This is a genomic window from Paenibacillus eucommiae, assembly GCF_017874215.1.
Lineage (GTDB): Bacteria > Bacillota > Bacilli > Paenibacillales > NBRC-103111 > Paenibacillus_AI > Paenibacillus_AI eucommiae.
Genome location: NZ_JAGGLB010000010.1, coordinates 238,020 through 264,942, shown reverse-complemented (window position 1 = coordinate 264,942; position 26,923 = coordinate 238,020). Strand labels below are relative to the sequence as shown.

Below are 26,923 nucleotides of genomic sequence, written 5' to 3'. Positions count from 1 at the left end.
TTATAGCAAATGGCTTATCAAAATATAGCGGGAGTACGTGTTTGGGGAAAGCCCGATGAAGGTGCGCTTGTTCAGGCGAAAATGTGTGCAGAGACAGGGAAGGTCGTTCAGACTTTGCTGATGGCCGACCATCATAAGGGGTACAGCCAGCCAATCGGCGGGGTAGTTGTGTATGATGGGCAAATCTCTCCGTCCGGTGTTGGTTACGATATTGCTTGCGGCAATAAAGCGGTTAGAACGAATTTGAAGGTGGAGCATGTAAAGCCGCGCATAGCCCAAATCATGGATGAAATTGCCCGGAACATTTCTTTCGGTATTGGCAGGGTTAATAATGAAAAGGTAGATCATGATCTGTTCGACGACCCGGATTGGGCCGTTTATAGGGAAGTAGGCCAACAAGAGCACGACAAGCTGAAAACATTGGCCCGGGACCAATTAGGTACTGTCGGCAGCGGCAATCATTTTGTCGATTTGTTTGAAGAAGTGGGGACCGGTCAGGTATGGATCAGCAATCATTTTGGAAGTAGGGGATTCGGTCATAAAACAGCCAGCGGCTTCCTAAATTTGGCGGCAGGCAGAGAATTTCTGGGCAGCGCACCTGGGGAAAAGATGGATCAGCCTCCAGTTTTGTTCGATCTAAGCAGTGAATTTGGCGACATGTACTATCGGGCCATGAAGCTTGCTGGTCGTTATGCTTATGCCGGACGCGATTATGTGATCAGGGAGGTACTTTCTATTATTGGTGCGGAAGCAGATATGGAAGTGCATAACCATCATAACTACGCCTGGAAGGAGCAGCATGAGGGCAAAGATACTATCGTTGTCCGTAAGGGGGCAACCCCGTCTGCTCCAGGTCAGCTTGGGTTTATCGGCGGCAGCATGGGTGATATTTCTGTAATTGTAAGAGGCAAAGACTCAGTGGAAAATCGCGAGGCTTTCTACAGCACAGTACATGGAGCAGGACGCACGATGAGCCGGACACAGGCAGCAGGCAAAATGAACTGGAAGAAACGCACCCGCAGCGGCGGGCAAATTTCTCAAAAGCAGATGCTGGATGCGATTCGAGACTTTGGCGTCGAGCTTCGAGGCGCAGGAACGGACGAGAGTCCGTTCGTTTACCGGAAGCTTCAAGAGGTGCTGGATGCTCATGCGGAGACAATAGAAGTGCTGCATGTGCTGAAGCCAATAGGAGTGTGCATGGCTGGAGCGGATGAATTTGATCCCTATAAGGATTGATGAACAAAATCAAAATTTCAACGACTGACTTCAGAATGAACTCAAATGAACTCAAATGAACTCAAATGAATTCAATCTAAAGATTCCTGTGCTTGCAGCTGTAAATGATCTAATGCCTGTTCCAGCGTCTTTTCGCCTTTCAGCATAGCTTTCACTTCATTTTCCAGCAGTTGCGAAAGCTGCATGCGCGTAGAGAGCTTGACTGCTGGCAGATTCATCTTTGCTGGCTTTAGCAAGTAGAATGGCTCCATATTTCTTGCAGTCATTTCCTTGTTATGCTCGGTCCGACTCATCAAATTGTTGGTGTCTAATGTTGCGTTAATTTGGGAAGCTTCAGCGCTGTTCGCATATTTAATCAATTCCCATGCGGCGCGTATGTTTGGAGAATCCGCAGCAATTGCAAATATTTCGTTGGTTGTAAATTCTGTCGTTTCTTCAGGCGCTGTCGTTAAAGCAGGGAGGCTGACAATGTCCCAGTTCGGTAAGGTGATTTTACTGACTTGCTCAGCGAGGTTCATTTCACTAATATAACTGGCGTCATTGATTGTCATTGCAGCCCTGCCAACTGTAAACAAGTTTTTCTTATAGAAGTCATTTATTTCCTGGTTAGACTCAGAGGTGGCAGATTGTCCATCCACCCGGTACACGTACCCTTGGCTATACCCAGTAAGCACGTTTTCAAATACATGTTTCCATCCAGGCTGATTGAATGTGAGGGTACCTCCCTCTTCATCGAGATAAGTTAATTGAAGGCTGCGGCCAATCAACTCGATCCAATCGAAGGCAAAAGTTGCATTTGGGTAGTAGCCATAAACCTTAGTATCTGCATCTTGATCAGTCGGAAAACGTGCTGCAATATTTAAGACTTCGTCCCAACTCATGCCGTTGTGAGGATAATCGATTTGATATTTGTCAAATAAATCCTTATTGTAGTACAGTACTTTGTTGTTGAATGTCGGGGATAGACCGTACAAATTTCCGGCGCCTTTGAATTTTAAATAGTCGACCACGTTGGAATTAATGTTTTCAATATCAAACTTGTCTGATTTAATCAGAGAATCCAAGTTGTAAAGGTTTCCTTCATTAGCCCACCATTCGAACATATCAGCATTCGGAAATACGATAATATCGGGCTTTTCATTAGCGACTAATGCTTCGAAATTTTTATGTAAATCCTCTGTATTTCTTAATACATTAGTGTTAATCACCTGGACGTCGATCTTCGGATATTTTATTGAAAACAGACTGGCGTATTGCTGATTAAACTCACGCTCGTTCCAAACAACTGCTTTGATAGATGCCTCTTCCTGTTGGAACTCAGATTCTTTAGTCGAACCAAATTCACAACCAGCGGCCATGATCGCAAATAGAGAAATTATCAGGAAAAGAAGAAGTCTACGGACGGGCATACACCAAACCTCCATTAAAAATTTTTTGTAGTAGAGCCTGACTAGTTATGGATTTGTTAAAGATATATTAATCGTATCAAGTAAAACTTGGCCTCTTGTTTCAATGGCTTCCAACGCTTGATCCAGCGATTTCTCTTTCTTGATAACGGAATTGATTTCTTCGGAAGCCATATCAGTAAAATCATCTGAAAATCCCCGCGGGGGAGGAGGGAAGTAGCTGGTAGAAGGGCCAAGCTTATAAAAAGCTTGCAAATCATGTCCATCCCGTTCCATACCATAGTCAAGGCGGGTATAAAGAGCGGAATCCTGAAATGCCTTGCTGTGTACTCTTGCCACTTCTTCGCTGTTCGCTAACTTGAGAAACTCCCAAGCAGGCCGTAGATTCGATGATGCTGCCCGGATCCCCCAAAAGTCCTTAATATGTAAATAACGTGATTCATTAGGATAAGAAGGATCAACTGGAGTTGTAGCTAAATCCCAGTTGAAGACTGCAGTTTCAGGCTGGCTTAATGCATAAATAAAAATCGCATCCTGTACAGTCATGGCTGCTCTTCCTGCCAGAAAACTATGCTCAAGCACATATTCTTGCATTTTTGTGTATCGGGTGCGGTTCACTTTTCCTTGCAAATTAGCATAAATATACCCTTGCTTGTACCCATCCAGGACCAACTCCGAGACCCTTTTCCATGCCGGTGTATTCATCTGTATTTTTGAACTGTCTTCATTGAGATAATCGATCTTATAATCCTTGGCTATCATATCGATTAAAGTAATTGTGGGACCTATATCCTGTATATAACCGTAAATCTGTTCTCCATCGTCTCCCTGAGTTGGGAATTTCGAGGCCAATAGCAGTACTTCTTCCCAGCTCATTTGATCATGGGGGTAGTCGATTCCATATCTGTCAAACAAATCTTTGTTATAAAGCAAGGCGGAGTTATAGAAGGTCGGAGATAATGCATACATTTTCCCTTTCCCCTTCATTCGTATGTAATCAATAATTTTGCGATTCATTTGGTCCAAATCAATATTGTCTACTTCAATCATCGTATCCAATTCGAATAATTTTCCGTCGTCTATCCATTTCAAGAAAGTATGTTCATCATTAAACCAAAATACATCAGGCTGGTTGTCATCTACCCATTGGTCGAATGTTTCCTCATCCGTAACAATTGGATAGGTTACAAGCTCTACTTCCAGCTTCGGAAATTTTGCTGACAGCATACTTGCATAATTTTTTACGGCCATAATTTCTGCGGGGATGGCTACTTTTAACACAGCTTCTTCATTTTTGCCGAACGGTTTAAGAGTGTGCTCCTTGTCTGAAGAACCGAATGTACAACCGGAAGTAATCAGTAAAGCGATAAGAAGGGAAAGCCGGATTGTAAAAGTGAGGAGTTTCATGCCTCAGTCCCCCTGTTTAATCTATGTTAAATAGCTTATACTGCTTCCATCATGCCTGGTAGGGGCTTACTCCTATGCCTACAACCAGACCAACTCATGATTCACCTTCCTATCACCAATCCATATGTGATATAATTAACCCATATATTACCTTTAGTAGATTAAATATATCATAGTAATAGGGGTAGTGAAACGTTTTCTTTTACATTTATTTGGAAGTTTTATAAAAGTGAAAGATAGTCTAATTTAGAATAAAAAAAGTAAACGAGGACCTTCGCTGGTGTACAAGAGTTGGAGATGTGACGAAGCTAATAGTAATCGCATATCAAAAAATTTTACATAAAATATACATCTTTTTACTCTTTTTGTCGATATAATCCTTATATATTGATTTTAGAAAAGAAAGGTTGTATCGATATGCTTGATGAAGCTGCTAAAATTTTGAATGAAGGCCTAACTTATCCCTTTATATTCATTGCTGCATGCGAGGCTGTGTATTTTTTCGTTGTTGCAATTATTTATTATCGCTTTCTCTACCGCACTATACCTGTAACCATCGCTAAAATTGTATTGATTGTAGGCGAATGCGCAATTCTTTTAATATGCATAGACGGATATGATTGGATTAAATCTTTTGTGGCCGATTGGACTACAGAGGGAATAATGATTGGGTTTGTTGTTTTAGTGGCATTTATCGTAATCCTAGGGGCTATTGTAGGCAGTAGGCAGCAGATGAAAAATACCGGTAAATCAGGCATAGAGGATCAAATGAAAAATGCGGCAAGGCCAAGTCACCCGCGAACTGGTTGGCGCTAAAAGAAACCGTGATGTAATCTTATCCTTGCTAGAAGCATGGGGGAAGCGGCGGCCGCTAAAGTGATCTTCTAAGCTGCGCTTGGCGAAAATGTGATGGACCAAAACGGGAGATGTGGTGTGTGATGATTGAATTTCTAAGGAATAAAGGGTCCAAAGCATACAATGAGATTTCAGAAATAGCCACAACTCCCAATTTACTTTTCTCTAATGACAGGGGGCAGTGCCAGGCAGAAGCTAATTATAATCTTTACACTATTCAAAAGATAAACAAATTAATTAAGAAAAGCAATGTTTCAATAGCTGAGCTAGAACAAACATTTAGCTTTGTTGAAGTATCATGGACAGCATATTTAAGAAAACATTTTAGAGACAAGGCTTTTGTTTTTTATATTTGGGGAGATTACCAGATCCCTGCTGTTCGATTGTCTGTGGTTTCTTATTATGAAGGCATGGAACTGCCCTTTGGCTGCATTCTGAAAAAGGTGAATCTTATGGATTTATTTAGAGAATATATAGAGAAAGCCCAGTTTGACGGTATACCTATTAGTGAAGGTTCAGAGTGCGGTGGGGAAGACGTGGATGAGAAAGCTAGCAGTTACGTACTTAATGTCTACTCAAATATCATTAAATGTTAGATGACTCTCATCATGAATATTTTTCCGGGTAAATTGCCAAATCCATTATCTATGTTCCTGTTGTGTATGTATGTGGTAGTTATCGGATTATTTCTTTATGGTGTGTATCGGCTAGTGTCCATCAATCGAAAGTTGAATGAGAAACGGGACAGTTTTAAATAGTTTTCTAAAATAATGACTACCAAGCAGCATGGAAACCAGTCTTGCGTTACGGCTTAAAAGCCCTCTTGAGGATTATGTTTCCGTGCAAGAGGGCTTTGCTATTCACTTTTTGGCAGGCAGCAAGCAACCTTCATTTAGGAATTAATATTTCCTGCTTTCTTATTTTGTTGAATCGACACAGGCAATCCGGTTTCAGATGACTCGTTGGCAGCTATAGCTATAGCCGCGCTGTCGCGCGCCCCCTTGATACCTTTAAAAATCGGTTCCCCTCTCTTTACCAAATCGACGAACTCATTCACAATGCCCGTATCACCGCCTCCATGCCCGCCGGACTTTTTCTCGGGGAAGTAGATAAGTTCTTCTTCGGTATGCCGCTTCAACACTCTGATTTTGAAATCCTGTTCGTTGTTATAGAAGCCCCATATCTTTCCCTTAGTACCAACAAACATAAATTCACGTGTATATTCGGGTGTGAAATGACATTCCATATAAGAAATACGAGAGCCATTATCATAATCAATAAGTACCAGGGCATTATCATGAACATCGCATTCTTCAGCGTATACACATAAATCATTGTTCAGCCTCACATCACCGTAATCCATCCGGTAACCCGTAACATTATCCACGTAATATTCGCAGGTATCGGAGTCGCTGCAGTCCCGGCATCGCTTGTCATTGGGTGCGCTGCCCCCAAACACATTCAGCCCGCCACTGCAATAGACTTTTACGGGAGAAGCATCGAGCAGCCAGTTCGTCAAGTCAAGGGAATGCGTGCCTTTTTCGAGAATCAAGCTTTTTACGTAGTCCTTGCGCCGTCTCGCTCCATGGTAATAATATTGGCCGCCTACAGATACATTGTCGGTTACAGTTCCGATCTTGATCTCCCCGATTTCACCCGAGGCGATGATTCGCTTCATATCCACCATGAGTGAACAGTAGCGCAGCTCCAGTCCTACCATAACGACACAACCCGATTGCGCTGCCGCTTCAATGATCCGGTCGCAATCCTCAATCGTCTGCGCCATCGGTTTCTCCAGATATACGTGTTTGCCAGCGGCCAGAGCAGCGATGGCATTCTCTGCGTGGGCATGATCGTTGCTGCAAATGACCACCGCATCCATATTCGGGTATTGCCAAAATTCATCGATCGAGGTTGTAGCCGGAATATCTCCAAGTTGACTGCGGGCAAATTCCAGGCTTTCTTGACGTACGTCACAGAGTCCTACCAGCTCACAGTCCGGATGCTTGCTGAAGTAGTGGCCTCCGAAATAAACGCCGCGACTCCCGGTCCCCAATATCCCGATTCCTACTTTTCTTTTATGGTCAATAGCTCCAGACACTTTGTGTATCAATCCCTTCCGATTCGGTTCTTTGTATTTGACACTACCTCTTTATACTAGTATCCTTGCCCAGTTGGTTCTATGTAGGTTATTGCTTTATATGGATAGAATATTGCTATTCTTAAGCCATCTATATAATCTGTGGTATAATTTGTGCAATGAACAAGGTCGGGAGGGTGGAGCATGGCAGATCCACAGCAGCGAATCAATCCCTCGGTTGGAGAACGCTTTCCATTCCGTACAGCGAATGTCTCCAACGTTATAAATGGATATTTGGTATATCCTCATTGGCATGATCAATTGGAATTTATCAAAGTCATGGACGGTAACGTCCTCGTTACGCTGGACAATCAGACATTTACAGCTGAGCAGGATGATATTATTTATGTGAATAGTGAACAAATTCATTCTGTTAAACCCAAGACGGCAAATGCAAGAATTATGGGCATCATTTTTGATAAATTTTTCATCACAAACTTTATGGAAGGCTTTGAAACGAAGCAAATCTATAAATTATTTATCAACATCAAACAGCGCCAAAGCTTATTTGCGCCTTCGCATCCCTTGTGGGGGGAGTTGAATGCTGCTATTCAGGCTTCTTATGAGGAGAACGAACGTCGGGATATTTATTATGAAATGGCCATCAAATCCTGTATTTATAGGATGATGACCGCGATTCTTCGTTATTTCGATAAACAGGGCTCTACGGAGAAGAGCGGCAATACCTCTTTAGCTATTAATCACTTCGTCGCGATCAGACCCGTTCTGGATCATATTGAAGAGCATTACGCCGAATCTATTTACCTGGTGGATTTGTGCCGGTTGGTGAGTATGAGTCCCTATCATTTCAGCCGTACCTTTAAAAAACTGATCGGCATGACCATACCGGATTACATCAACCTGACGCGAATCAACATGGCTAAAAAAATGCTGATGGACAGCGATCTATCGATTACCGAAATAGCTGAAAAGGTAGGCTTCTGCAATATGCATTACTTCGGAAAGGTGTTTAAGAATACTACGGGGGTTAGCGCATTGCATTTTCGGAATGAAATTAACAAGCAAGTCTTGTCCTGAAAAAAAAGAGACCCACAAGCTAAAAAGCTGTGGGTCTCAATCATTTCTATATATAAAAAAGGGGGGGGCGCAAATGGATATATGTATACTTAACCAGAAAATAAGTCGGTGAAACAAGTTACACACCAGCGTCATCATTTTTGCCAGCTTGACTATGGATGACTCCATTAACGTTAGTTGGGCCAAGCAGATGTAGTCGTTTTAGCTGAGTAGCCATGTAAACGGGCGTGTAAGGCATATCCTTTTCCAGCCAATACATAATGAGGCCCAGATGGGCGGATGTTGAGTAACGGATAATCATATCTCTGGGTATCGTCAGATGACGGTCATGCGGCTGAGCTATGGTTGACCTTTGATATAAGGAGTCTCGAATGATGTTCTCCATACGCATGGCAAAGCCAGGTAAACCATTGGGGCCCAGCATCACTTTATAAAAAGGGGCATATTGGGCAATATGCTCAAACTGGCGAATAAAGGACGGGGGCGGTTCATCCGCATCCATATAAAAATCACCAACCTCAAAACCTGAAGGCAGCTGGAAAGCATTCATAAATTCATGCATCAATTCATTGACGATTTTCTCAAGCAGATCATGCTTATCCTGAAAGTGAAGGTAGAACGTGGCGCGGTTGATTTCGGCCCGCTCTGTAATATCTCGAACCGTTACATGATCAAAGCCCTTTTCATTCATTAGAAAAATAAGGGCATCTCTGATTACATGAAGCGTTCGTCTAATACGCGGATCGAGCTGTGTTGGTTTTTTTGACATGACTGTTCTCCTTTGTTTAACATGTATCCCTTGTGCGATACCTGGCAAGTTGATGTTGATAATGCGACATGTTCCGGTAATTTGTTGGTTGCTGAAAATCCTTACTATCATTATTATAATCAACGTATAGTTGGTAATGCAACACTATGTTGCTTATAATTAATATTTAAGGAGCGTGCAGGAATGTTAGATGCTAAACCGAAGGCAGGAATCATTACGACTGGCTTGTTAATGGGACTGGTATTATCTTCATTGGATCAGACTATTGTATCAACCGCCATGCCTACTGTAGTAAAAGGATTAGGAGGACTCCCGCTGTACAGCTGGGTTTTTGCCATTTACATGCTGGTCTCGACGATCACGATGCCGATTTATGGCAAGCTGGCCGATTTGTTTGGACGCAAAAGGATGTATTTAATGGGTTTGTTTTTATTTCTTTTAGGCTCTGTTTTATGTGGTCTTGCAGGAACGATGAGGGAGCTTATTGTTTTTAGAGGGATACAAGGTCTTGGTGCTGGGGCATTAATGCCCATTGCGATGACGATTGTTGGGGATATATATCCCCCTGAAAAACGTGGCAGGTTTATGGGCTTGTTCGGAGCGGTATTCGCGATATGCAGTATCCTCGGACCGATGCTTGGCGGGTTGATTGTGGAACACATAAGCTGGGGGTGGATTTTTTATGTGAACCTTCCGATTGGTATGGCTGCTTTCTATCTCATAGCGGTGTCCTTAAAAGAAAGCAAAAGCGATGAGAAAAGATCGATTGACTGGCTAGGTGCAATTACGCTAAGTGGTGCAATAGGATCCATTCTACTGGCGCTGGTGCTGGGTGGGAATGAACAAGGACAAGGGGCCGGGGCAAAGCTTGCTTGGGATTCTCCGGAAATTGTCGTCCTGTTCTGTATGGGTGCTATATTGCTCGCTTTGTTCATCTGGATTGAAACTCAAGCGAAAGAGCCGATCATTCCGCTTCAATTATTTGGTATCCGTGCTATTGCTTTCGGGAATATGGCTGGATTTTTTATGAGTGCAGGGATGTTTGGGGCGATTGTGTATATTCCGCTGTTTGTACAGGGTGTTATTGGGGGAAGTTCTTCTATTACTGGCTACATATTAACTCCGCTGATGTTATCCACGATCATCACCTCGACTGCAGGTGGACGCTTGATGAGCAGGCTGACGTTCCGTATGATCCTCATTCCCAGCCTTGCGTTAATGGCAGTAGGGTTTTTCTTTCTAAGCCAACTGACCGTGGATACGAGTAGATTTCAAATCGTGATGATCATGATCATCACCGGGCTTGGCATGGGGGCAGTTTATCCTGCTCTAGGTACGGCTGCGCAAAGTGCTGTGGACAGCAGGTCCCGCGGGGTCGCAACGTCCTCTTCTCAATTTTTCCGCTCTATGGGTGGGACCATCGGGGTCAGTGTGTTAGGAAGCCTGTTATCGCAGCGTATGGCAGCGGGATTAACTGAGCTTAATAGTAAGCTGGGTGCCTCTTTTTCGCCGGAGCAATTACAGCACTATACCAATCCTCAGGTGCTCCTTGATTCCAATGCAAGCTCATTGCTGCCGCAAGAAGTGATTCTGGGGCTTCGCCATGTGTACAGTGAGGCTTTAGCTTATGTATTTTTAGCCGGATTGGTTTTTGTTGGCCTTGGTCTTGTAGCTAGTTTCTTTCTGGGAAATGCCCGATTAATACCCAAACCTGCGAGCACCTTTGCAAAAAAGACTTCCAACGTTTAATTTGAAATTCCCGAGGGTACGATGATACGATACAGGAGGAAGCTGCAAGTGATGAGCCGAATTAGGTAGTGATGGATTGTTCAAATGAATAAAGGAATCAAATTGTTGCTAAAGGAGATAGGATCATGGATGCCAAAGAACTGGAAGAACAGCTTGCCAAAAAGCTGACAGCAGGTGAAATCGAAAACCAGGATGCAGAAGAGGCGGCAGTCAAGCGGCTGCCAATAAAGACGGAAATCCGCATACAAGCACAAATTGACCCAGTCGTAGAGGAGACCAAGCAGTATCGGAAAATGGCTGAAGAAGTAGACAAACGTTACTCGCGATACGATAAATTCGTTGATGGGGACTCTTCTGAAGGCGCTTCGAAAAGTGGGACGGAAAGCGGATTGGAAAGCGAATCAGAAAGCGCGTCGGAAAGAAAGACGGAATCGTAGCAGGCAATAAAGTCATGGGGCAACTGGCAGAGGCAAAAAAAGAAACCGGATCTTCGCAGCGCGAGCGTAGCTGCAAGGATCCGGTTTCTTAACTGATGAAGCAGCGTTTCTATCGCGCCTTCATCTATACTGTGTTCACTATCCCTAAGCCTCAGGAGAAAAAAACTTGCTGGTTGTCCGCTGTCCGTTTGAGGTTAGTGTTCTTGCTATTTGTTGCTGAGAGAGGAAAGGTTGTCGGTGGAAGAGCGATAGTAGCGGCCCGACTCCCGGAATGGAGCGTGTGTGCTCCACTTTAACGATGTTTTTCATCGTTAAAGTGAGTGTTTGCAGATCATCAGCTACTTTAATGATGATTTTCATCGTTAAAAGAGGACAAATGACCTCTTTGGACGGTAAAAAGGGATTTTAACGATGTTTTTCATCGTTAAAGCAAGGATGTCGAGCGAACCTGGTACTTTAGCGATGAAAAACATCGCTAAAGTACTAGGCGGGCTACGATTGGAGACTCCAGCGCCTTGCCCTCCAGGAAATCTCCTCCCACCAAGAGAAAAAAACTTGCTGGCTTTCCGTTTGAGGTTGGGGTTCTTGCTATTTGTAGCTGAAAGAGGGAGCTTGCTATGGGGTGGAGAGCGTAGCGTCCGCCTTTAAAGATGTGTTCCTACCGCCAGATCCATTCAAGGGAACACATCTTTAACAGCGGTGGAACCCATAGCAAGCTCCCTCCCCACGCACCAACGCCATGAACACGCGCCTCAAAGGAAGCTACAAGGCATATTTCTAAATATATTCGGTCATTCCCTTCTCCTTCAGCAGCTCAACGATTTCTTTGACAGCTTGCGCGTCGTCCTTGGGACAGATTAATAGGGCATCGTCGGTGTCCGCTATGATGAAGCCGTCTACTCCTATTGTCGTGATGAGTCTGCCATTTCCATATATGATTGAATTGCGGGTGTCTATGCCCATATGATTTGCTTTTATAATGTTGCCTGATTGATCTGGAGGGAAGATCGCACCTAACGCATCCCAGCTTCCGATATCATTCCAGCCAAATTGACCAGACAGAACAACGACTTCATCAGAGCGCTCCAGTATGCCGTAATCAATTGAAATGTTTTGCAGCGTCGGATAAATCTGATTAATGATTTCCTCTTCCTGTTCTGTACCCAAATAAACGCTGATGGGCAGCATGGTCTTATACAGCCGTGGCAGATAACGTTTGAAGTTGTCGATAATCACGGATGTTTTCCAGATGAAGATACCGCTGTTCCATAAGTAATTGCCTGACGACAGATAGCCTTGGGCTTTCTGGAAGTTTGGTTTTTCTACGAATTCCGCTACTTCGTATACGGCCACAGGACGGGAGGCGATAGGCTCTTTGTCAAAAGCAATATAGCCGTAGCCGGTAGAAGCGAATGTAGGCTTAATGCCGATGGTTACGATTTTGTCCGACTCCATGGCTACCGTGCAGGCTTCGTCCAGCGTGAGCCGGAATTGTTCTTCATCCGTTATATGATGATCGGAAGGCAGCACGACCATTAAAGAATCGCCGTGGGATTTTTCTATGGATAACGCCGCAAAAAGTATGCTTGCAGCCGTGTTGCGAGCAACGGGCTCAATCAAAATATTGTGCTTGGACACGCTGCTATGCATAATGCTTTCCAGCAATACGGCTTGAGAGCGATTCGTCACGATGACTGTATTTTCCTGAGGAATAATGCCTTTGAATCTTTCGATGGTATCGTTTAACATAATATCGTTTCCGCTAATATTTAGAAGCTGTTTAGGAGTTTCTTGTCTGGACAGCGGCCAGAAGCGGGTTCCGCCCCCGCCTGCAAGGATAGTAGCAAATTTATTCATGATGCATCACCAAATGAGCGATAGAGAAAGAAATAATGCTTTCTGAGCCTTGATTCAGGTTTAACCCCGTACTATGAATGCCGTCATAGCACGCCCCGGTTTGCGGATCAATCAGGGGAGTGTTTATTGAATTACGTCCTGCGTACCATTCATAGCATAAGGCTGCCTGCTTCAGATAAGCAGAATCTTGGAGTACCATAGCCGCCTCTTTACATGCAAGAAGCATCTCACATGCTTCAATCGGCTGTTCGTCGTAAGGAGCGGCCGTGCCGTCTCGCAGCAGCCAGCCGTGGCTGCCAATCGGCTTATAATAGCCTTCTTTAGAGAAGGTTTTGGATGCCAGGAAATCCAAGCTTTCCTTGGCTGTTTCTTTTAAGCTGGCTTTATTTGAAATACGAAATGCTTTTAATAGTGCCCATGGCAGCATGGAATTTCCGTAGGTAAGGCTGTTTTCAAACCAATTCCAACCGTTCCCCTTGTTGCGGGTATATTGATTGTGCAGCCGGACGGCAATCTGTTCGATCAGCTCGATGATGATGGCTCTGGGCAGAAAAGCTTTCTCTTCCGCGGTGCTTGGCGTATGGAGATAAGGAAAGGAGTAAGTTAAAGCATCAGGGGTGTCTATCAAGTAGCTTAGACCGATGATGGCATAGGCTCCGGCACGAGGAGAACCGAGCGCATGAATGTGTGGTAATGCCTGATTCATTAAATAACGGCAGGTGTTAAGCAAATTATCGGGTAGGATTGAGGAGTGGGAGAGCGCGAATCCAAGTGCCCATAACGTGCGTCCCTGACAATCTTCGGAGCCGCTATCCTCAATAAATGAACGATTATAATCCATGAAATTTCTAAAGTTGCCGTCTGTATTTTGTGCGTGATGAATGAAGGAAATATAAGTATGGATAAGGTCCAATGTGACTGAATCTTTGCTGTTTTTGTACAATAAGACGGCTGCGATTAATGCCCGTGCGTTGTCATCTGTCGTGTAGCCTTTTGAGCGGTCGGGAACTCCAAACTTGGTATGCTGAAAAATTCCTGTATCGTCAGTAAGCCTGCGTAAATAATCGGATTTGTACTTTAGTATCGTTTCTACTTCCATTAAATCACACTCCTGTTAGCTAATTCTGAACTCTTTATTTTCTCCTGGAACAAGGCTGCATAGGTTTTGGCGATTTCCTTCCACAGCATCGTTTTTCCGAGCTCTAATGTGCGATCTTCCATTTCTTTTACTTTTGCAGGATTATCCAGCAGTTGGAGGATGCGAGCTTCCAGAGAGGCGGAATCGCGGAAATTGGCCAATAAGCCCCTGCCCTTTGCCAGCATCTCCTCAGCATACCGGTAAGGCGTGGAAATAATGACCCTGCCGTAACCGACTCCGTACGCCAAAGTACCGCTAACAGCTTGATCCTTGCCTAAGTAAGGAGTCATATAGATGTCTGACATAACAAGCGATTCAATAACTTCCACCTGTGTCAACAGCTTGTCGACGAAAAGAACGTTATGATTTAAATCAAATTCTTTCACAAGCCCCATTAGCTTTTGTCTGTATACTTCGCCTGCTTCTTGTTTGACTACCGGATGGGTTTTTCCGAAAATGATATAAAGAGCCTCCGGATGCTGTTTGACCACTCCGCGCATGGCCTCTATGCTATATTCAATTCCCTTGCCAGGACTTAGGAAGCCAAAGGTTGATAAAATTTTCCGGTCAGCAAAGCCATATTGTTCTTTAAGCTTCGATCTTGATTCGGTTTTGACATAAGGCACTCCGTGATGAATGAAAGCGACTTTTGTGGCATCAATGCCATAAATAGAGATCAAATCCTTGACGGTAGACTGCGCCATCGTGACAACTTTGACACTTAGCTCCGCAACCCGATTCATGATGTACCGCTGCTTGGCAGAAGGCGTTGTTAATACGGTATGAAAAATAACGATATATGGAATACTTAATCTCTCAACGAATGGAATCAAATATTCCCCGCTCTCCCCGCCATAAATACCGAATTCGTGCTGAATAACGAGAAGATCAACTTCTGACAAGTTCAGATAATCAGCCGTAGCTATGTAATCCGACAGCTTGTGCTGGTCAATTTCCCTCATCACTTGCTCCTGATAGTTGTAGGTTTCGTTGTTGTTGATAGCGATGATACGAGGCTTATTGAAGCCTTGAATATGCTCAAACTGGTCTAATAAATCTTGTGTAAATGTAGCGATACCGCATTCTCTCGGCAGGCTGGTTCCAAGGAAAACGACGTTCCGATTGCTGCTTGTATGTTTCATTTAAATAGCCTCCATCTTGGTTCAGGATTTTTAGCAAAAAAAAAAGAAAATAAAGAGGGCTTTATTTCTTTTGGACGTGTACATATTTTATTTTCTGAAAATTCAAAATTCATTCCCTGCTCCAACTATAACATGACCATTTTTTCTTGTCAATTTTATTGACTCTCCGCCATTCTCCATATATATTATTGTAGGAGGTGTATGTATGCCAGTCATACGGAGTAAATTAAAAGAAGTTATGGAAAATCATGATCCTAAACTATCGATACGCAAGCTTGCCAAAGATGTTAATTACCACTTCGATTCCATTCGCCGCATGTATAAAGATGAGATGGTACAGTATCCGAGGGATTTGCTGCTGAAGCTATGCCTGTACTTTAATGTCCAGCCGGGACAGCTCATTGGAATCGAAGAAATAGCTAAGGACAATGGTTCGGAAAATGTTGGAGAAAATACTGGACAAAATGATGCAGAAAATGATGGAAAGATAGATGAATCGATTGAACATCAGGAGGACGGTAATGACAAAAGAACAGAGGAAAACGGAAACCTGTAAACAGCTTCTGGATACATTTTATGCCAGCCCCCGCACAACGAAAGTGGAGAAGCTAAGCTTCTCTGGGGTTGGCCATAGGGATGTATATAATATAACGGCCCCGTTCCGGTACGACGGGGAGGAAGTGATCTTGGGAAGAGTTGAGGAACGGGATAGCGAGTTCTCTCAAGTCTTCTTTTTTACATACGACAACAATCATATTTGGACTCCCCGTGAACATACTCATACTTATAATTTGCAGGATCCATGCTGGACTATCATCAAGGGTGAATTAATTATTGGCGGAGTTGAAGTCATCACTGCAGCCGATAATCCGGAAAAAATTGTGTCATGGGTCACTCAGTTTTATCGCGGTTTTCAAATTGATTCGTTATGTCACTTTTCGTCAGGTCCGGGTACGATGAAGGATATTCGTCTCATCGAGCTTGCGGATGGCAGGGTAGGCGTATTTACAAGGCCGCAAGGAGCAAGAGGCGGAAGAGGGCAGATCGGATTTACGATTATCGATTCACTGGATGAGCTGAGCGAGCAAACCTTCAATGATGCTGAAATGCTTCGCGACCAATTTGTCCCTGAAGAGTGGGGCGGTGCGAACGAAGCGCATCTACTGAGTAATGGCCACGTCGGCGTACTAGGACATATAGCCTGTTTTGATATATTAGGTAACAAGCATTATTATGCGATGACTTTCGCTATCAACCCCGAAACCTGTGAGAAAACGCCGATGAAAATTATTGCTGCAAGAACTGACTTTCCAATAGGCCCAGGCAAGCGACCGGAGTTGGAGGATGTTATTTTCAGCGGTGGACTTATACGGTCAGCCAATGGCCGAGCCGTGCTATCCGTTGGTGTTAGTGATGCCGAGGCTTATCAGATTGACATTCCCGATCCTTTTATCGAATATGAACAATTTGACTAGATTTTATGGTCGTGTTATAATTGAGATGACAAGAATTTATGGTCAAAGAGAGCGGGAATTAAATAAATGAATAAGTCCATTCAACTAAACAAGCGCACTGGCGAGACAAAAGCCCAAATCAATCAAGCAAGAAAACAGGGACGTATTCCGGCGGTGTTGTACGGAGTTGGTAAAGAGACTTTGTCCGTAGAAGTTAATGAGAAAGAAATATTGGACATTTTGAAAAAAAATCCGCGGGCTATTCTTCAAGGCAAAACCTCTGATGAAAAAGTGGTTCCAGTTCTTGTTCAGAACATCCAAAGGGAAACCTTGTCGGGCAAATTGCTGCATATCGACTTTCATCATGTGAACATGACGCAAAGCATGGATAGCAAAGTGACCATCCATTTCTCAGGAGATGCACTTGGTGTGAAAGCCGGTGGGGTGCTGCAGATTGAGATGTATGAAGTAGAAGTCCGCTGCATGCCTGGAGATCTGCCAACTTCCATGGAAGTGGACATTAGCGGCCTGGACGCTGGCGACCAGCTTCTCGTTTCCGACCTGATTTTCCAGGATGGAATTGAAGTGCTGACGGATTCGAATGCTGTCATGATTCAGATCAAAGTTGTTCATGAGGAAGTTGAAGAAGAGACGGCCTCATAGATTTCTTTTGGATATGATATAGATATAGAAGATACGGGTACAAGTATAGATACAGTCATAGGCATAGGCATAGGCATAGGCATAGGTAAAAGTATAGAAATAAGGTAAAATGCTATTAACATAAATCTTAAATAATAGGTAGATGTTGTGTTGAGATCCCCTTTAGGCGGAGCGTGTGCAAATTCATGGGTTTCATGAATCCTGGACACTTTTGCTTGAAAGGGGATTTTTTTGTGCAAAAAAGTACAGGTCGATAAGGCTCCAACCTGCCATGGGGGCAAAAAAAGATGCAATTGCGATTGTACATCTTTTTGTTGCCTAAAAGAACCTTTTAAAGGAAATTCCTGCAAATCTCAGGCTGTTGAGAAAGTATTTGAACATTGCCTTCAGATCAAATAAGATGTGGGGGAACTCATCTTTTAAAAGAAAAATCGATTTAAAACGATCTTAGAGCCCTGTTTTCGGACGGATTTTTCTTTTTTTTCAGCGTTGATTAAAAACAGGGGGTTTCTCAACAGCCTGAAATCTGCAGGTTTTACTATGGTTAGAGTCAACTGACCTACAAAGGGAGGGGAATCTTTCCGAGACTGCTGAGAGGTGAGTTTTGATCGATTTCAGTTAAGATTTGATTTGCTAATAGTGAATCGAAATCGACAGGCTCATTAGATCCGTTTTTTGCTCTGAATAGGGCTGACTGAAACTGGGGAAAACGGCGCCAGTGGCAACCGATTTACCTTCTGCTGAAGCACCACGAGTGATTAAACACGCTATGGACGAGGGATATTTTAAGACTGGTGAAAAGTCATATATGTTTTCATGTTATCGTTGCATTTGTAAATGTGAATGGATACAATTGGAATGTGGGGAGAGAGTATGCCGACAGATGCTCCAGAGGACATTATGGCCAAGTTGAAAGAATCAACTTCGCGGCACTTGCGTCAACAAAACCAACATTTGAAGCACTTGCCAAGCCTTTGGACTCGTTCCTATTTGGCCAGTACGGCAGGGCACATATCCAGTGAAACGATCAAACGCTATGTTGAAGAACAAAAGATAAGGGGGTGAACTCTATGCAAACGATAACCGTTCAAATACGTATATTCCCAAGCGATCCTTCTTTATTGAAGGAGGCGGGAAATGAATATATCCAAACGGTCAATCTGCTAACCGAACAAGCTGAAGCATCGGGCGTCTTTCCAAAGCTGACATCCAAAGATATCAAGGCCAATCTGCCTTCCGCAGTTAGGAACCAAGCTATTCGAGATGCGCGAAGCATCCATAAAAAGATGAAGAAGCAAGGCAAACGTCCGATTCTCAAGCGCAGAGCCTACTACGTGAACAATCAAAACTATTCGTTTGGAGAGGATGCCGTTTCCATCCCCTTCATGATAGACGGAAATGTGCGGAGGATAACCATTTCGGCACATATAACGCAGCGAGAGCAAGGCTTGCTGTCAAGCGGAAAGCTGGGACTCTTAAAAATCGTCGAGAAGTCGGGCAAGTGGTACGTTCAAATTTCGGTTGAAAAAAGGACGGAATCAACAATGGGCGACGTCACGATGGGCATTGACCTGGGATTAAAAGTCCCTGCCGTCATTGTCACATCCACAGGAAAGACACAGTTTGCCGGCAACGGCAGGCAGAACAAGTTCATGCGCCGCAAATATCAAGTGCGCCGAAGAAAGATGGGCAAGCAGAAAAAAATATCTGCGATCCGCAAGCAGCAGAATAAGGAACATCGCTACATGATGGACCAAAACCACAAAATCAGCAGGAAGATCGTGAACACGGCGATAGAACAACAAGTATCAGTCATCAAGATCGAAAAGCTAACGAACATTCGCCAGGCGACAAGAACAAGTCGTAAAAACGCAAAGCATCTGCATAACTGGACGTTTCATCAATTGCTCCTGTTTATCGCCTACAAAGCGGCCTTAGCGGGCATCCGAGTTGTCGAAGTGAACCCAGCCTACACTTCGCAAACCTGCCCCGCATGCGCAAAGCGAAATAAGGCAAGGGATCGAATGTATCAGTGTTCATGCGGATTCCACGCACATCGCGACAGAGTTGGGGCAATCAATATCATGCGCCAACCTGGGATAGATGGTAACAGTCTATCAGCCTAGATAGCTATAAGCTCTGATCTAGGACGAGCTAATGAGCTAGCTCTTCACTTAGCAGTCTGCACAAAACAGAAATGGCCTGCGTGCGTTAACTAGCTAAGAATCCCGCAAATTTAACCGTGTTGGAAGCTCAAAGGAACTCCTGAACGTGTTGTGATTTTGACTAACGAAGGCACTGTGGCCCTTCTTGCAGTCGGGATTAAACCAGTTGGTGCCGTCCAATCGTGGATTGGAGATCCCTGGTATGATCACATTAAAGCAGATATGCAGGATGTTACTACTGTGGGGGATGAATTACAACCGAATATTGAACTGATCGCCAGTCTTAAACCGGATCTCATTATTGGGAATAAAGTCAGACAGGAGAAAATATACGAGCAATTAAAGCAGATCGCTCCTACTGTATTCGCGGAAGATTTAGCAGGTGACTGGAAAATCAACTTCAAGCTGTATATGGAAGCAGTGAACAAGAAAGAAGAGGGAGAGAAGGCTATGGCCGACTTCGACAAGCGTGTTGCTGATGTGAAGGCCAAACTGGGCAGCATAGCTGAGACCAAAGTATCGGTTGCACGGTTCTCCGCCTCGCAGGTGCGTATTTATCAGAAGCAAACCTTTTCGGGAGTGCTTTTAAACCAACTGGGCTTTGCGCGTCCCGCCTCCCAAGACAAGGACTCCTTTATCGAGGTCATGTCCAAAGAAACGATACCCCAAATGGACGGAGACGTTTTATTCTACTTCGTGACAGAAGCTGCCGGGAAGACGGATGCTTCCAAAGTGGTAGAGGACTGGATGAAGGATTTTTTGTTCAAAAACTTGAACGTATCCAAAAACAACAAAGTTGTACAAGTAGATGAAGCCATTTGGAATTCGGCAGGAGGCTACAAAGCGGCTAATTTACTTTTGGATGAAATTGTTGCCTATTTTGATGTAAAGTAAGTAACTTGGTAAGGTTCATCAAGCTAAAAGCTAACGTCATTATTACTGGTGTTAGCTTATTTATGATTTGGAGGAGGAACGAAGGTGACTATATGGATGCAAAGCCGCCAAGGAAAGCTATGGGGTCTGGGGGCAGGTTTTATTGTGCTGCTTATCTGTATGCTTGCTAGTGTTTTATTTGGTATTCATCAATTCGGCCTGAGAGATTTGTGGCTGGCTTACAATCAATTCGATGGCTCTAATGAACACCTGATTATTACGAATACACGCGTACCACGTGCGTTGATAGCCGCGGCTGTAGGGGCAAGCCTGGCTATTGCAGGTACTCTTATGCAAGTATTAACGAGAAATCCACTAGCTTCTCCGTCCATATTCGGGATCAATTCGGGATCAATTCGGGAGCAGTCTTATTCATTGTGATTGGCCTCGCTGTCTTTGGTTCATCGCTAACGATGAGCAGAATGGTCTGGCTTGCTTTTGCCGGGGCGGCTGTCACTTCATTCTTGGTTTATGCTTTGGGCATGCAGGGAAGAGGAGGGTTTGAACCCATTAAACTCACGTTAGCGGGGGCATCTGTAGCAGCCTTTGCTTCTTCAATCACTTCGGGGATGATGTTGATTAATAAACACTCGCTGGAGTCTGCTTTGTTCTGGATGGTCGGTTCTGTGTCAGGGAGAGAGCTGAATCATCTGCTTATCGTGCTCCCCTATATGTCAGTAGGATTGCTTCTGGCTCTATGGTTATCGGGATCGTTGAACGTGATGGCATTAGGAGACGAGAGTGCGAAGGGCCTTGGCCAACGAATGATGCTTATACGTGTTGTGTCGGCAATCGCTATTGTGCTTCTGGCAGGAAGCGCTGTTGCCGCAGCAGGTCCCATTGCTTTCATAGGGTTGATCGTCCCCCATTTGTGCAGATACTTGGTAGGGAATGACCATCGCTGGCTGCTTCCCCGGGTACAATCTCGTTTATCGGATTATTAGCTCCCCATATGGCCAGAAAGCTTGCAGGCAACGCTTATCAAATCCTCATACCGCTGTCTGCGCTCATAGGTGCGATTATTCTCCTCTTGGCGGATCTGGCCGGGCGGATGCTTTTCCAACCGCTTGATATACCTGCGGGGGTTTTTACAGCAGGAGTAGGCGCTCCTTTCTTCATGTATTTATTGTTTAAGCGTAAGGCTTCTGCGGGATGATTTTTTTGAAAACTATGTAGTTATATATGTGGTATAATTTTACTATTCCGAAAAAAGTTGATAATTTGATCTGGGAGGAAGAAGTAAATGATGATGATCAGCGCGATTCTCGTTGGCATTGTTGCTTTGGAGCATTTGTATATTTTGTATTTGGAAATGTTTTTGTGGACGACTCCCAGGGGATTGAAAGCGTTCGGAACTACGAAGGAGGTAGCAGAAGCCTCGAAATCACTGGCAGCTAACCAAGGATTATATAATGGCTTTCTTGCCGCGGGATTAATTTGGAGCTTGTTATACCCTAATGAAGAGGTAGCTCGTCAGCTTCAATTATTTTTTCTGGTTTGCATTCTTATCGCGGCCATTTTTGGAGGTATGACGGCTAAAAAATCGATTCTCTTAGTTCAAGGACTTCCTGCGCTGGCGGCTCTTGTATTTGTTTGGTTGTCTTAAAATCAATTATGCTGATATTCCGACTATATATATTTGAGACCAGGTACTAGAAAAAGTTAGTACTGTTGCTTATGATTAAATTCCCTTACAATAAAGCTATACAATAATACACCAAATAAATACATCTTCAAAAAGATTCACTCTAAATGCTATGTCCAGATGAGTAAGGCTTGTATCGATAAAACGAACGAATGATAATGAGGTGCTGATTCTATGAATATAACCAAAAAACATAAAGTACTCATACTTTCGGGAGATTTAGGCGATGGGCACAAGCAGGCTGCCCGGGCGATTCTCGAATCGTCGCAGCTGAACGGCTCTGACGTGGAAGCAACAGTCGTTGATTTTATGGAGTGGACGCACCCGCATTTGCATACACTAGGCCGCAGCCTTTACATTCAGTGGATCAAAATGTTTCCCTCCGTTTATGGATATTTGTTCGAAAAGACGCGTACAGACAATTCTTTTTCCCGATTGTCCAAGCGTATAAGAATGTTTGCGTTCAAGCGGATGCTTCAGCTCCTTGAGGATGTACAGCCGACTGTCGTGGTCTGCACGTTTCCAGGCGCGGCTGCAGCTATGTCGCTGCTAAAGGCGCACGGCCATACAGATCTTCCCACTGTTACAGTAATTACGGATTATACCGACCATAGCTATTGGATTCATCCTTATACCGATAAATATCTAGTCGGCTCGGACCATGTCCGTGAAGCCCTTATTGCCCAGCGCGTTCCGGCTTCCCGAATTACGGTAACCGGCATTCCAATCTGTCTGGAATTTGCCCGGTCGATGGATCGCAGCCAGCTGCGCGACAAGCATGGCTTGGAGCCATCTCTTCCGACCGTGCTCATCATGGGCGGCGGGCTCGGGATGATCAGCCGCGCATTTATTCAGCAGTTGCAGTCAGACTCCAGACTTAAGCCGGTGCAATTCGTCATTGTATGCGGCCGCAACGAGAAATTGCAGGCTAAGCTGTCCGCGGAGCTGAAGCATGACAGCCACCGATTCAGAGTGACAGGCTTTGTAGATTATGTGCACGAGCTCATGGCGTTGTCCGACTTGATCATAACGAAGCCAGGGGGATTGACGACTTCCGAAGCGCTTGCCACTGAGCTGCCTATGCTGTTGTATAAGCCTCTTCCTGGACAGGAGCAGGATAATGCAGCATTCCTGGTATCAGCAGGCGCTGCCGTGCAGGCAAACGATGAAGCAGACTTATTGGGCCTATTAGCGGAGCTGACCGCAAGTCCTGAGGTCCTTCATGCAATAAGCGCAAAAGCGAAGCTGCATCAGAACAAGACGGCGTCATTCCAGGCAATGCGGACGATCCTGAACACAACCAATGTGGTTCCGGCTCCGCGCCGCATCGGGCGGGTTGTGTACGCTGAGGTGTGATAGTAATCCAAGCTCAAGCAGAGACCGTGCTTGAGCTTGTTTTTTTTGAGACTGGTTGGGTTGGATTAGACCGACCTGGCTAGACCTGCCTGGACCTGACTAGAGCGGCCTAGATTAGATGCGCTTATAAAAATCAGCGGCTAAAAGATGCAAAAGTGCAGGTTTTTTCACTCGAATCTGCTTATTAGTAGTGAAATCCTGCGAAAGCTTATGCATCTTTTTGTCCCCCATGGTTGGTTCTTATTGGAATGTATTCTATAGGTGGGAAAGAGAGTACACTAAGAGAAAAACCCTTGCTGGCTGTTCGTTTGAGCTTGGTGTTTATGTGATTCGTGCGATTGTAGCTAAAGAGAGGGAATGGCTGTGGGCGGAAGAGCGGAAGCGTCCGCCTTTGAAGATTTGTTCCAACCCCCTTATCCATTCCATTCAAGGGAACAAATCTTTAACAGCGGCTGGAGCACACAGCCATTCCCTCCGTCATGCACCAACGCCATGAACACGCTCATCAAAGGACGCCACTAGGTCTTTTTCTCATAGTGCCACCATAGACGCATTTTAGATGCAGCCATTTCAATGATTCCCATAGAGTTGATATACTAATGCAAATAATTCTAGTATGATATTAGTAGTGATTTTATAAGTAGAGGAGCATATCGGAAATGGTAAGAAGAAATAACAAGCAAGAAACAGCAGTGGAAAAGCTCGATCATAGGGTAAAAGTGCTGTTGAAGGAATGGGCTGGACTAAGTGGCTTTTATGGATATAAGTCATTGGAGCTGGATGAGATTTTTAAATTGGTAAATACGGAAGGCTGGAAAACGAATGTCGATAAATCAGATCCAGCTGCAAGAATAGTGGAAATGGTTAAGGAAGGCACAGTGAGAAAAGCGAAATTCAGTCTTGACGAAAAAGGCAGGGCTTTAAGAGATTATTAGAATTATCATTTAAATTGATCATTAAAATTTAAGCTGTCATTTTTTTCGTATTGAAGAAATTAGGGCAGTTTTGCGGGCTTCAGTGAGGTGCCATGGTGCAAGGTGCATGTTTCATGTTACATATTTGCATGTTTGCATCTCATTGGAAAACCAGCATATTGTTGAGTTCATGGGACAACATCCTATTAGGGAGGTAAACTATATGAATGAATGTCCAAAATGTAAACGAAGTGATTTTTCAAAAGCAATCCAAGCAGGATATGCTAATGTAAGACCAGAAAATGCAGGTGTTTTTCATACAGGTTCTGAGTTGGTGCATGTGTTTTGTTTGAATTGCGGCTTCATTACAGAAAGTTATGTGAAAAAACCAGAGAAGTTCAGACCCGATAAATAATATCCATCCTACATGACAATATAAGCCTACAAGAGCCAACATAATAGACGATGAGTATAGCGCATCTCTTTCTTGCAGTTCTTTCTTAAAGCTGCTTTTTTTAGTCGCATTTACATACATTATTTACCATATCCAATAGTTACCCCCAGAGAAGTTCAGTTGTGTGCGAATAGTGTGAAGGATAACAGTTCAATTTGAACATAATCACCTACATACATATACATCCGCTACTATGAGCATAGTCAATTTGAACAGCGAGAAGGAGCGTACCTATGTTAAAAAGATTTGAAAAACTGTTCGGCGTAGATTTGGGTACTTGCAATACTTTGATCTATCAAGAAGGAAATGGCATCGTTCTGCAGGAGCCTACTGTCGTTGCAATCCGAAAGGACACTGGGGAAGTCGAAGCCTTTGGGGCGGAAGCCTATGCGATGATCGGAAGAACTCCGGCTAATTTGGAGGTTATCTACCCGTTGAAGGATGGAGTTATTGCCAACTTTGACATGACTACAGCTATGTTGAAACATTTTATAAGCAAAATACAAGGAAAATACAACTGGTTTCGCAGTTCTCAAGTGTATATTTCCGTGCCATGCGGGATTACCAATGTGCAGAAGCGTGCTGTAGAAGAAGTGATTGCACATAAGGGAGCAAGAAGATCGATAGCGATTGAAGAGCCACTTGCCGCGGCTATTGGAGCGGGACTTCCCGTAGGTGAGCCTATCGGCAGCATGGTGGTGGATATCGGTGGCGGGACGAGTCAAGTAGCCTTGATCTCGCTGGGTGGAATTGTGGTATGCCACTGCGTGCGCCGTGGAGGCATGTCGATCGACCAGGACATTATCGAATATGTGAAAAAAAAGTACAATTTAGTTATTGGTGATCGTACCGCAGAGGAAATCAAGAAAAATATTGCTTCCGCGGTAATGCCGGAAGATGATAAGCAGATGGATATCAGAGGCCGTGATCTGGTCGAAGGCTTGCCGAAAAACATCTCTATCACCTCCAGAGAGATTTATGAGATTTTGGATGATTTTTTTGTATCGATTGTAGAAAGCATCCGGCTGACTATGGAGCAAAGTCCGCCTGAATTGGCGGGAGATGTGATGGAACGCGGAATCCTCTTATGCGGAGGCGGGGCACTGCTCCATGGATTGGATCGGAGACTGCAGCAAGAGATTGGCGTTCCCGTTCATTTAGCAGAAAATCCGATGGACTGTATCGCTCACGGGGCAGGGAAAATGATGAGCTATAAAGCGGAAGTATTAGGCAAATACAGCTCTACAGAGACTAAGCCCGTCAATGTCTCTGAAGCTGATGCGATGTCTTCTTAAACGAGCTTCAATAAATAATTTTTTTTAATTTTGGGGAGCAGGCAGGGATGAATGATTTAGAATGATTTAGTACAGATAGAAATTTTCTGTTTTTCTTGTGCTATCGTTTGGGTATAGAGTCACTTCCCACCCATCGGGTGAGGGCTCCAGCTCGATCATTTGCAGTTCATCCCATCCTGCAGCAGTCCCCATATTCTGAACAGCCATCAATTTATGTTTAAGCTTATCTGTCAAGTCTTCAAGGAATGATTCCGTATACGCCTTGAAGGGCAAATTGACGGGTATCCACCTCTCATCGAAAAAAATGCGAACCAGCATGGTAATAATCCTTTCTTTGATCAGGGTACTAGTTATTTTTCAAAAGGCAGTTGGAGCGGCAGACTGTTGTCGTACAAGATGTTTGCGCTGATGAACTGGCCATCTGGAAGTAGAACCGTATTGGTATCCGGGCACAGCCGAACCTGCACGGACTCTAAATCCCCCTGATTGAGCGATGAGGCTTGTACAAAGAGCAGCAGGTCCACCACGCGAAACTCACGGTTTTCAAATTCAATAATCAGATGGAACTCATGGACTGGATATATGCTATGTATTCGTGGCAATGAGCGACTCTCCTCCCCCACAGGTAAAGTATTCTTCGAACCGACAAGATTCGTCAATTTCCAACAAAACCTTTAGAAATAGTGTAACAAGTGCAACTATACAAATTCTATACAAGTCATTCTTTAGCAGAAATTATAGGAATGGTATGTCTTTACAAATCGCAGGGTGCAATTTATAATTAGCCCATGTAGTTAAGGGGGCTGTTCTCATGCTTAATAAATCCAATCACCATCATCATAGTTAGGCGTTTGTACGACGGAATTTTTC

28 protein-coding genes and 1 pseudogene are annotated in these 26,923 nt (G+C 44.1%); 20 read left to right on the top strand and 9 right to left on the bottom strand.

The genetic code is table 11. From position 1 onward, the window contains the following. The first annotated feature begins 9 nt into the window (after positions 1 to 9). Positions 10 to 1,236: an RtcB family protein gene (locus tag J2Z66_RS16745; RefSeq protein WP_209972579.1), complete on the top strand. Its 1,227-nt coding sequence runs from the start codon at positions 10 to 12 to the stop codon at positions 1,234 to 1,236. 71 nt (positions 1,237 to 1,307) lie between these two features. On the opposite strand, the gene J2Z66_RS16740 is transcribed toward J2Z66_RS16745, so the two are convergent. Further along, on the bottom strand, positions 1,308 to 2,645 hold the full coding sequence (locus J2Z66_RS16740; RefSeq protein WP_209972578.1) for an ABC transporter substrate-binding protein: 1,338 nt from the start codon (positions 2,643 to 2,645) through the stop codon (positions 1,308 to 1,310). Positions 2,646 to 2,690: 45 nt separating this feature from the next. Beyond that, on the bottom strand, positions 2,691 to 4,049 hold the full coding sequence (locus J2Z66_RS16735) for an ABC transporter substrate-binding protein (RefSeq protein WP_209972577.1): 1,359 nt from the start codon (positions 4,047 to 4,049) through the stop codon (positions 2,691 to 2,693). A gap of 417 nt (positions 4,050 to 4,466) precedes the next feature. Here J2Z66_RS16735 and J2Z66_RS16730 point away from each other — a divergent pair, with 417 nt between their 5' ends. Together J2Z66_RS16730 and J2Z66_RS16725 are read left to right on the top strand one after the other, a co-directional pair. After that, the gene (locus tag J2Z66_RS16730) at positions 4,467 to 4,865 is read left to right on the top strand and encodes a hypothetical protein (protein WP_209972576.1); all 399 of its coding nucleotides are present in this window, start codon (positions 4,467 to 4,469) and stop codon (positions 4,863 to 4,865) included. A 122-nt stretch (positions 4,866 to 4,987) separates the two neighbouring features. Beyond that, positions 4,988 to 5,500: a hypothetical protein gene (locus J2Z66_RS16725; protein WP_209972604.1), complete on the top strand. Its 513-nt coding sequence runs from the start codon at positions 4,988 to 4,990 to the stop codon at positions 5,498 to 5,500. A 296-nt stretch (positions 5,501 to 5,796) separates the two neighbouring features. Here the strand turns inward: J2Z66_RS16725 and J2Z66_RS16720 are convergent, their stop codons facing one another. Next, positions 5,797 to 7,005 (bottom strand): Gfo/Idh/MocA family protein, encoded by a 1,209-nt coding sequence (locus J2Z66_RS16720; protein ID WP_209972575.1) that lies wholly within the window; start codon positions 7,003 to 7,005, stop codon positions 5,797 to 5,799. A 183-nt stretch (positions 7,006 to 7,188) separates the two neighbouring features. Between J2Z66_RS16720 and J2Z66_RS16715 the strand changes: the two genes are divergently transcribed. Beyond that, positions 7,189 to 8,082: an AraC family transcriptional regulator gene (locus J2Z66_RS16715; RefSeq protein WP_209972574.1), complete on the top strand. Its 894-nt coding sequence runs from the start codon at positions 7,189 to 7,191 to the stop codon at positions 8,080 to 8,082. Between the two features lie 118 nt (positions 8,083 to 8,200). Here J2Z66_RS16715 and J2Z66_RS16710 read toward each other — a convergent pair whose 3' ends face one another. Beyond that, on the bottom strand, positions 8,201 to 8,851 hold the full coding sequence (locus tag J2Z66_RS16710; RefSeq protein ID WP_209972573.1) for a TetR/AcrR family transcriptional regulator: 651 nt from the start codon (positions 8,849 to 8,851) through the stop codon (positions 8,201 to 8,203). A 183-nt stretch (positions 8,852 to 9,034) separates the two neighbouring features. On the opposite strand from J2Z66_RS16710, the gene J2Z66_RS16705 reads away from it, so the two are divergent. Then, positions 9,035 to 10,600: an MDR family MFS transporter gene (locus J2Z66_RS16705; RefSeq protein WP_209972572.1), complete on the top strand. Its 1,566-nt coding sequence runs from the start codon at positions 9,035 to 9,037 to the stop codon at positions 10,598 to 10,600. A gap of 125 nt (positions 10,601 to 10,725) precedes the next feature. After that, complete coding sequence (locus J2Z66_RS16700; RefSeq protein ID WP_312894607.1) at positions 10,726 to 11,037, top strand: hypothetical protein; 312 nt, start codon at positions 10,726 to 10,728, stop codon at positions 11,035 to 11,037. 777 nt (positions 11,038 to 11,814) lie between these two features. Here J2Z66_RS16700 and J2Z66_RS16695 read toward each other — a convergent pair. From J2Z66_RS16695 to J2Z66_RS16685, 3 genes are read right to left on the bottom strand one after another with little or no spacing between them, the layout of a single operon-like run. Then, on the bottom strand, positions 11,815 to 12,894 hold the full coding sequence (locus tag J2Z66_RS16695) for a mannose-1-phosphate guanylyltransferase (RefSeq protein WP_209972571.1): 1,080 nt from the start codon (positions 12,892 to 12,894) through the stop codon (positions 11,815 to 11,817). After that, a complete protein-coding gene (locus tag J2Z66_RS16690; protein WP_209972570.1) occupies positions 12,887 to 13,993 on the bottom strand; it encodes a glycosyltransferase in 1,107 nt (368 codons plus the stop codon). The genes J2Z66_RS16695 and J2Z66_RS16690 overlap by 8 nt, the downstream gene beginning before the upstream one ends. After that, a complete protein-coding gene (locus J2Z66_RS16685; RefSeq protein ID WP_209972569.1) occupies positions 13,993 to 15,174 on the bottom strand; it encodes a glycosyltransferase family 4 protein in 1,182 nt (393 codons plus the stop codon). The genes J2Z66_RS16690 and J2Z66_RS16685 overlap by 1 nt, the downstream gene beginning before the upstream one ends. 205 nt (positions 15,175 to 15,379) lie before the next feature. Between J2Z66_RS16685 and J2Z66_RS16680 the strand changes: the two genes are divergently transcribed. The 14 genes and pseudogenes from J2Z66_RS16680 (at position 15,380) to J2Z66_RS16625 (ending at position 26,053) form a co-directional block, all read left to right on the top strand. Then, the gene (locus tag J2Z66_RS16680) at positions 15,380 to 15,730 is read left to right on the top strand and encodes a helix-turn-helix domain-containing protein (protein WP_209972568.1); all 351 of its coding nucleotides are present in this window, start codon (positions 15,380 to 15,382) and stop codon (positions 15,728 to 15,730) included. Then, complete coding sequence (locus J2Z66_RS16675) at positions 15,696 to 16,649, top strand: DUF1861 family protein (protein ID WP_209972567.1); 954 nt, start codon at positions 15,696 to 15,698, stop codon at positions 16,647 to 16,649. The genes J2Z66_RS16680 and J2Z66_RS16675 overlap by 35 nt, the downstream gene beginning before the upstream one ends. A gap of 66 nt (positions 16,650 to 16,715) precedes the next feature. Beyond that, complete coding sequence (locus J2Z66_RS16670; protein WP_209972566.1) at positions 16,716 to 17,291, top strand: 50S ribosomal protein L25; 576 nt, start codon at positions 16,716 to 16,718, stop codon at positions 17,289 to 17,291. A gap of 876 nt (positions 17,292 to 18,167) precedes the next feature. Continuing rightward, positions 18,168 to 18,356: pseudogene (locus tag J2Z66_RS16665) on the top strand (transposase); the annotation flags it as partial. A gap of 5 nt (positions 18,357 to 18,361) precedes the next feature. Continuing rightward, on the top strand, positions 18,362 to 19,417 hold the full coding sequence (locus tag J2Z66_RS16660) for an RNA-guided endonuclease InsQ/TnpB family protein (protein WP_209972565.1): 1,056 nt from the start codon (positions 18,362 to 18,364) through the stop codon (positions 19,415 to 19,417). A gap of 150 nt (positions 19,418 to 19,567) precedes the next feature. Further along, on the top strand, positions 19,568 to 20,350 hold the full coding sequence (locus tag J2Z66_RS16655; protein ID WP_312894606.1) for an ABC transporter substrate-binding protein: 783 nt from the start codon (positions 19,568 to 19,570) through the stop codon (positions 20,348 to 20,350). Between the two features lie 84 nt (positions 20,351 to 20,434). After that, on the top strand, positions 20,435 to 20,770 hold the full coding sequence (locus J2Z66_RS44095; RefSeq protein ID WP_376774418.1) for an iron chelate uptake ABC transporter family permease subunit: 336 nt from the start codon (positions 20,435 to 20,437) through the stop codon (positions 20,768 to 20,770). After that, the gene (locus J2Z66_RS44090; protein ID WP_376774416.1) at positions 20,767 to 21,333 is read left to right on the top strand and encodes a FecCD family ABC transporter permease; all 567 of its coding nucleotides are present in this window, start codon (positions 20,767 to 20,769) and stop codon (positions 21,331 to 21,333) included. The genes J2Z66_RS44095 and J2Z66_RS44090 overlap by 4 nt, the downstream gene beginning before the upstream one ends. Positions 21,334 to 21,341: 8 nt before the next feature. Continuing rightward, positions 21,342 to 21,545, top strand: a complete 204-nt coding sequence (locus J2Z66_RS44085) for an iron chelate uptake ABC transporter family permease subunit (protein WP_376774415.1) — start codon at positions 21,342 to 21,344, stop codon at positions 21,543 to 21,545. Between the two features lie 87 nt (positions 21,546 to 21,632). Beyond that, entirely contained in the window at positions 21,633 to 21,995 is a 363-nt protein-coding gene (locus J2Z66_RS16645; RefSeq protein ID WP_209972564.1) for a DUF1304 domain-containing protein, read from the top strand. A 213-nt stretch (positions 21,996 to 22,208) separates the two neighbouring features. Continuing rightward, the gene (locus J2Z66_RS16640) at positions 22,209 to 23,390 is read left to right on the top strand and encodes an MGDG synthase family glycosyltransferase (protein ID WP_209972563.1); all 1,182 of its coding nucleotides are present in this window, start codon (positions 22,209 to 22,211) and stop codon (positions 23,388 to 23,390) included. A 659-nt stretch (positions 23,391 to 24,049) separates the two neighbouring features. Beyond that, positions 24,050 to 24,325, top strand: coding sequence for a hypothetical protein (locus J2Z66_RS16635; protein ID WP_209972562.1), 276 nt, complete (start codon positions 24,050 to 24,052; stop codon positions 24,323 to 24,325). A 202-nt stretch (positions 24,326 to 24,527) separates the two neighbouring features. Next, positions 24,528 to 24,719: a transcription initiation factor TFIIIB gene (locus J2Z66_RS16630; protein WP_209972561.1), complete on the top strand. Its 192-nt coding sequence runs from the start codon at positions 24,528 to 24,530 to the stop codon at positions 24,717 to 24,719. A 272-nt stretch (positions 24,720 to 24,991) separates the two neighbouring features. Further along, positions 24,992 to 26,053 carry a rod shape-determining protein gene (locus J2Z66_RS16625; RefSeq protein ID WP_209972560.1) on the top strand — a complete coding sequence of 354 codons (1,062 nt, stop codon included), beginning with the start codon at positions 24,992 to 24,994 and terminating at the stop codon, positions 26,051 to 26,053. Between the two features lie 66 nt (positions 26,054 to 26,119). On the opposite strand, the gene J2Z66_RS16620 is transcribed toward J2Z66_RS16625, so the two are convergent. Both J2Z66_RS16620 and J2Z66_RS16615 read right to left on the bottom strand, forming a co-directional pair. Then, on the bottom strand, positions 26,120 to 26,371 hold the full coding sequence (locus tag J2Z66_RS16620) for a hypothetical protein (protein ID WP_209972559.1): 252 nt from the start codon (positions 26,369 to 26,371) through the stop codon (positions 26,120 to 26,122). A gap of 32 nt (positions 26,372 to 26,403) precedes the next feature. Further along, positions 26,404 to 26,655 carry a hypothetical protein gene (locus J2Z66_RS16615; protein WP_209972558.1) on the bottom strand — a complete coding sequence of 84 codons (252 nt, stop codon included), beginning with the start codon at positions 26,653 to 26,655 and terminating at the stop codon, positions 26,404 to 26,406. Positions 26,656 to 26,923 lie beyond the last annotated feature (268 nt).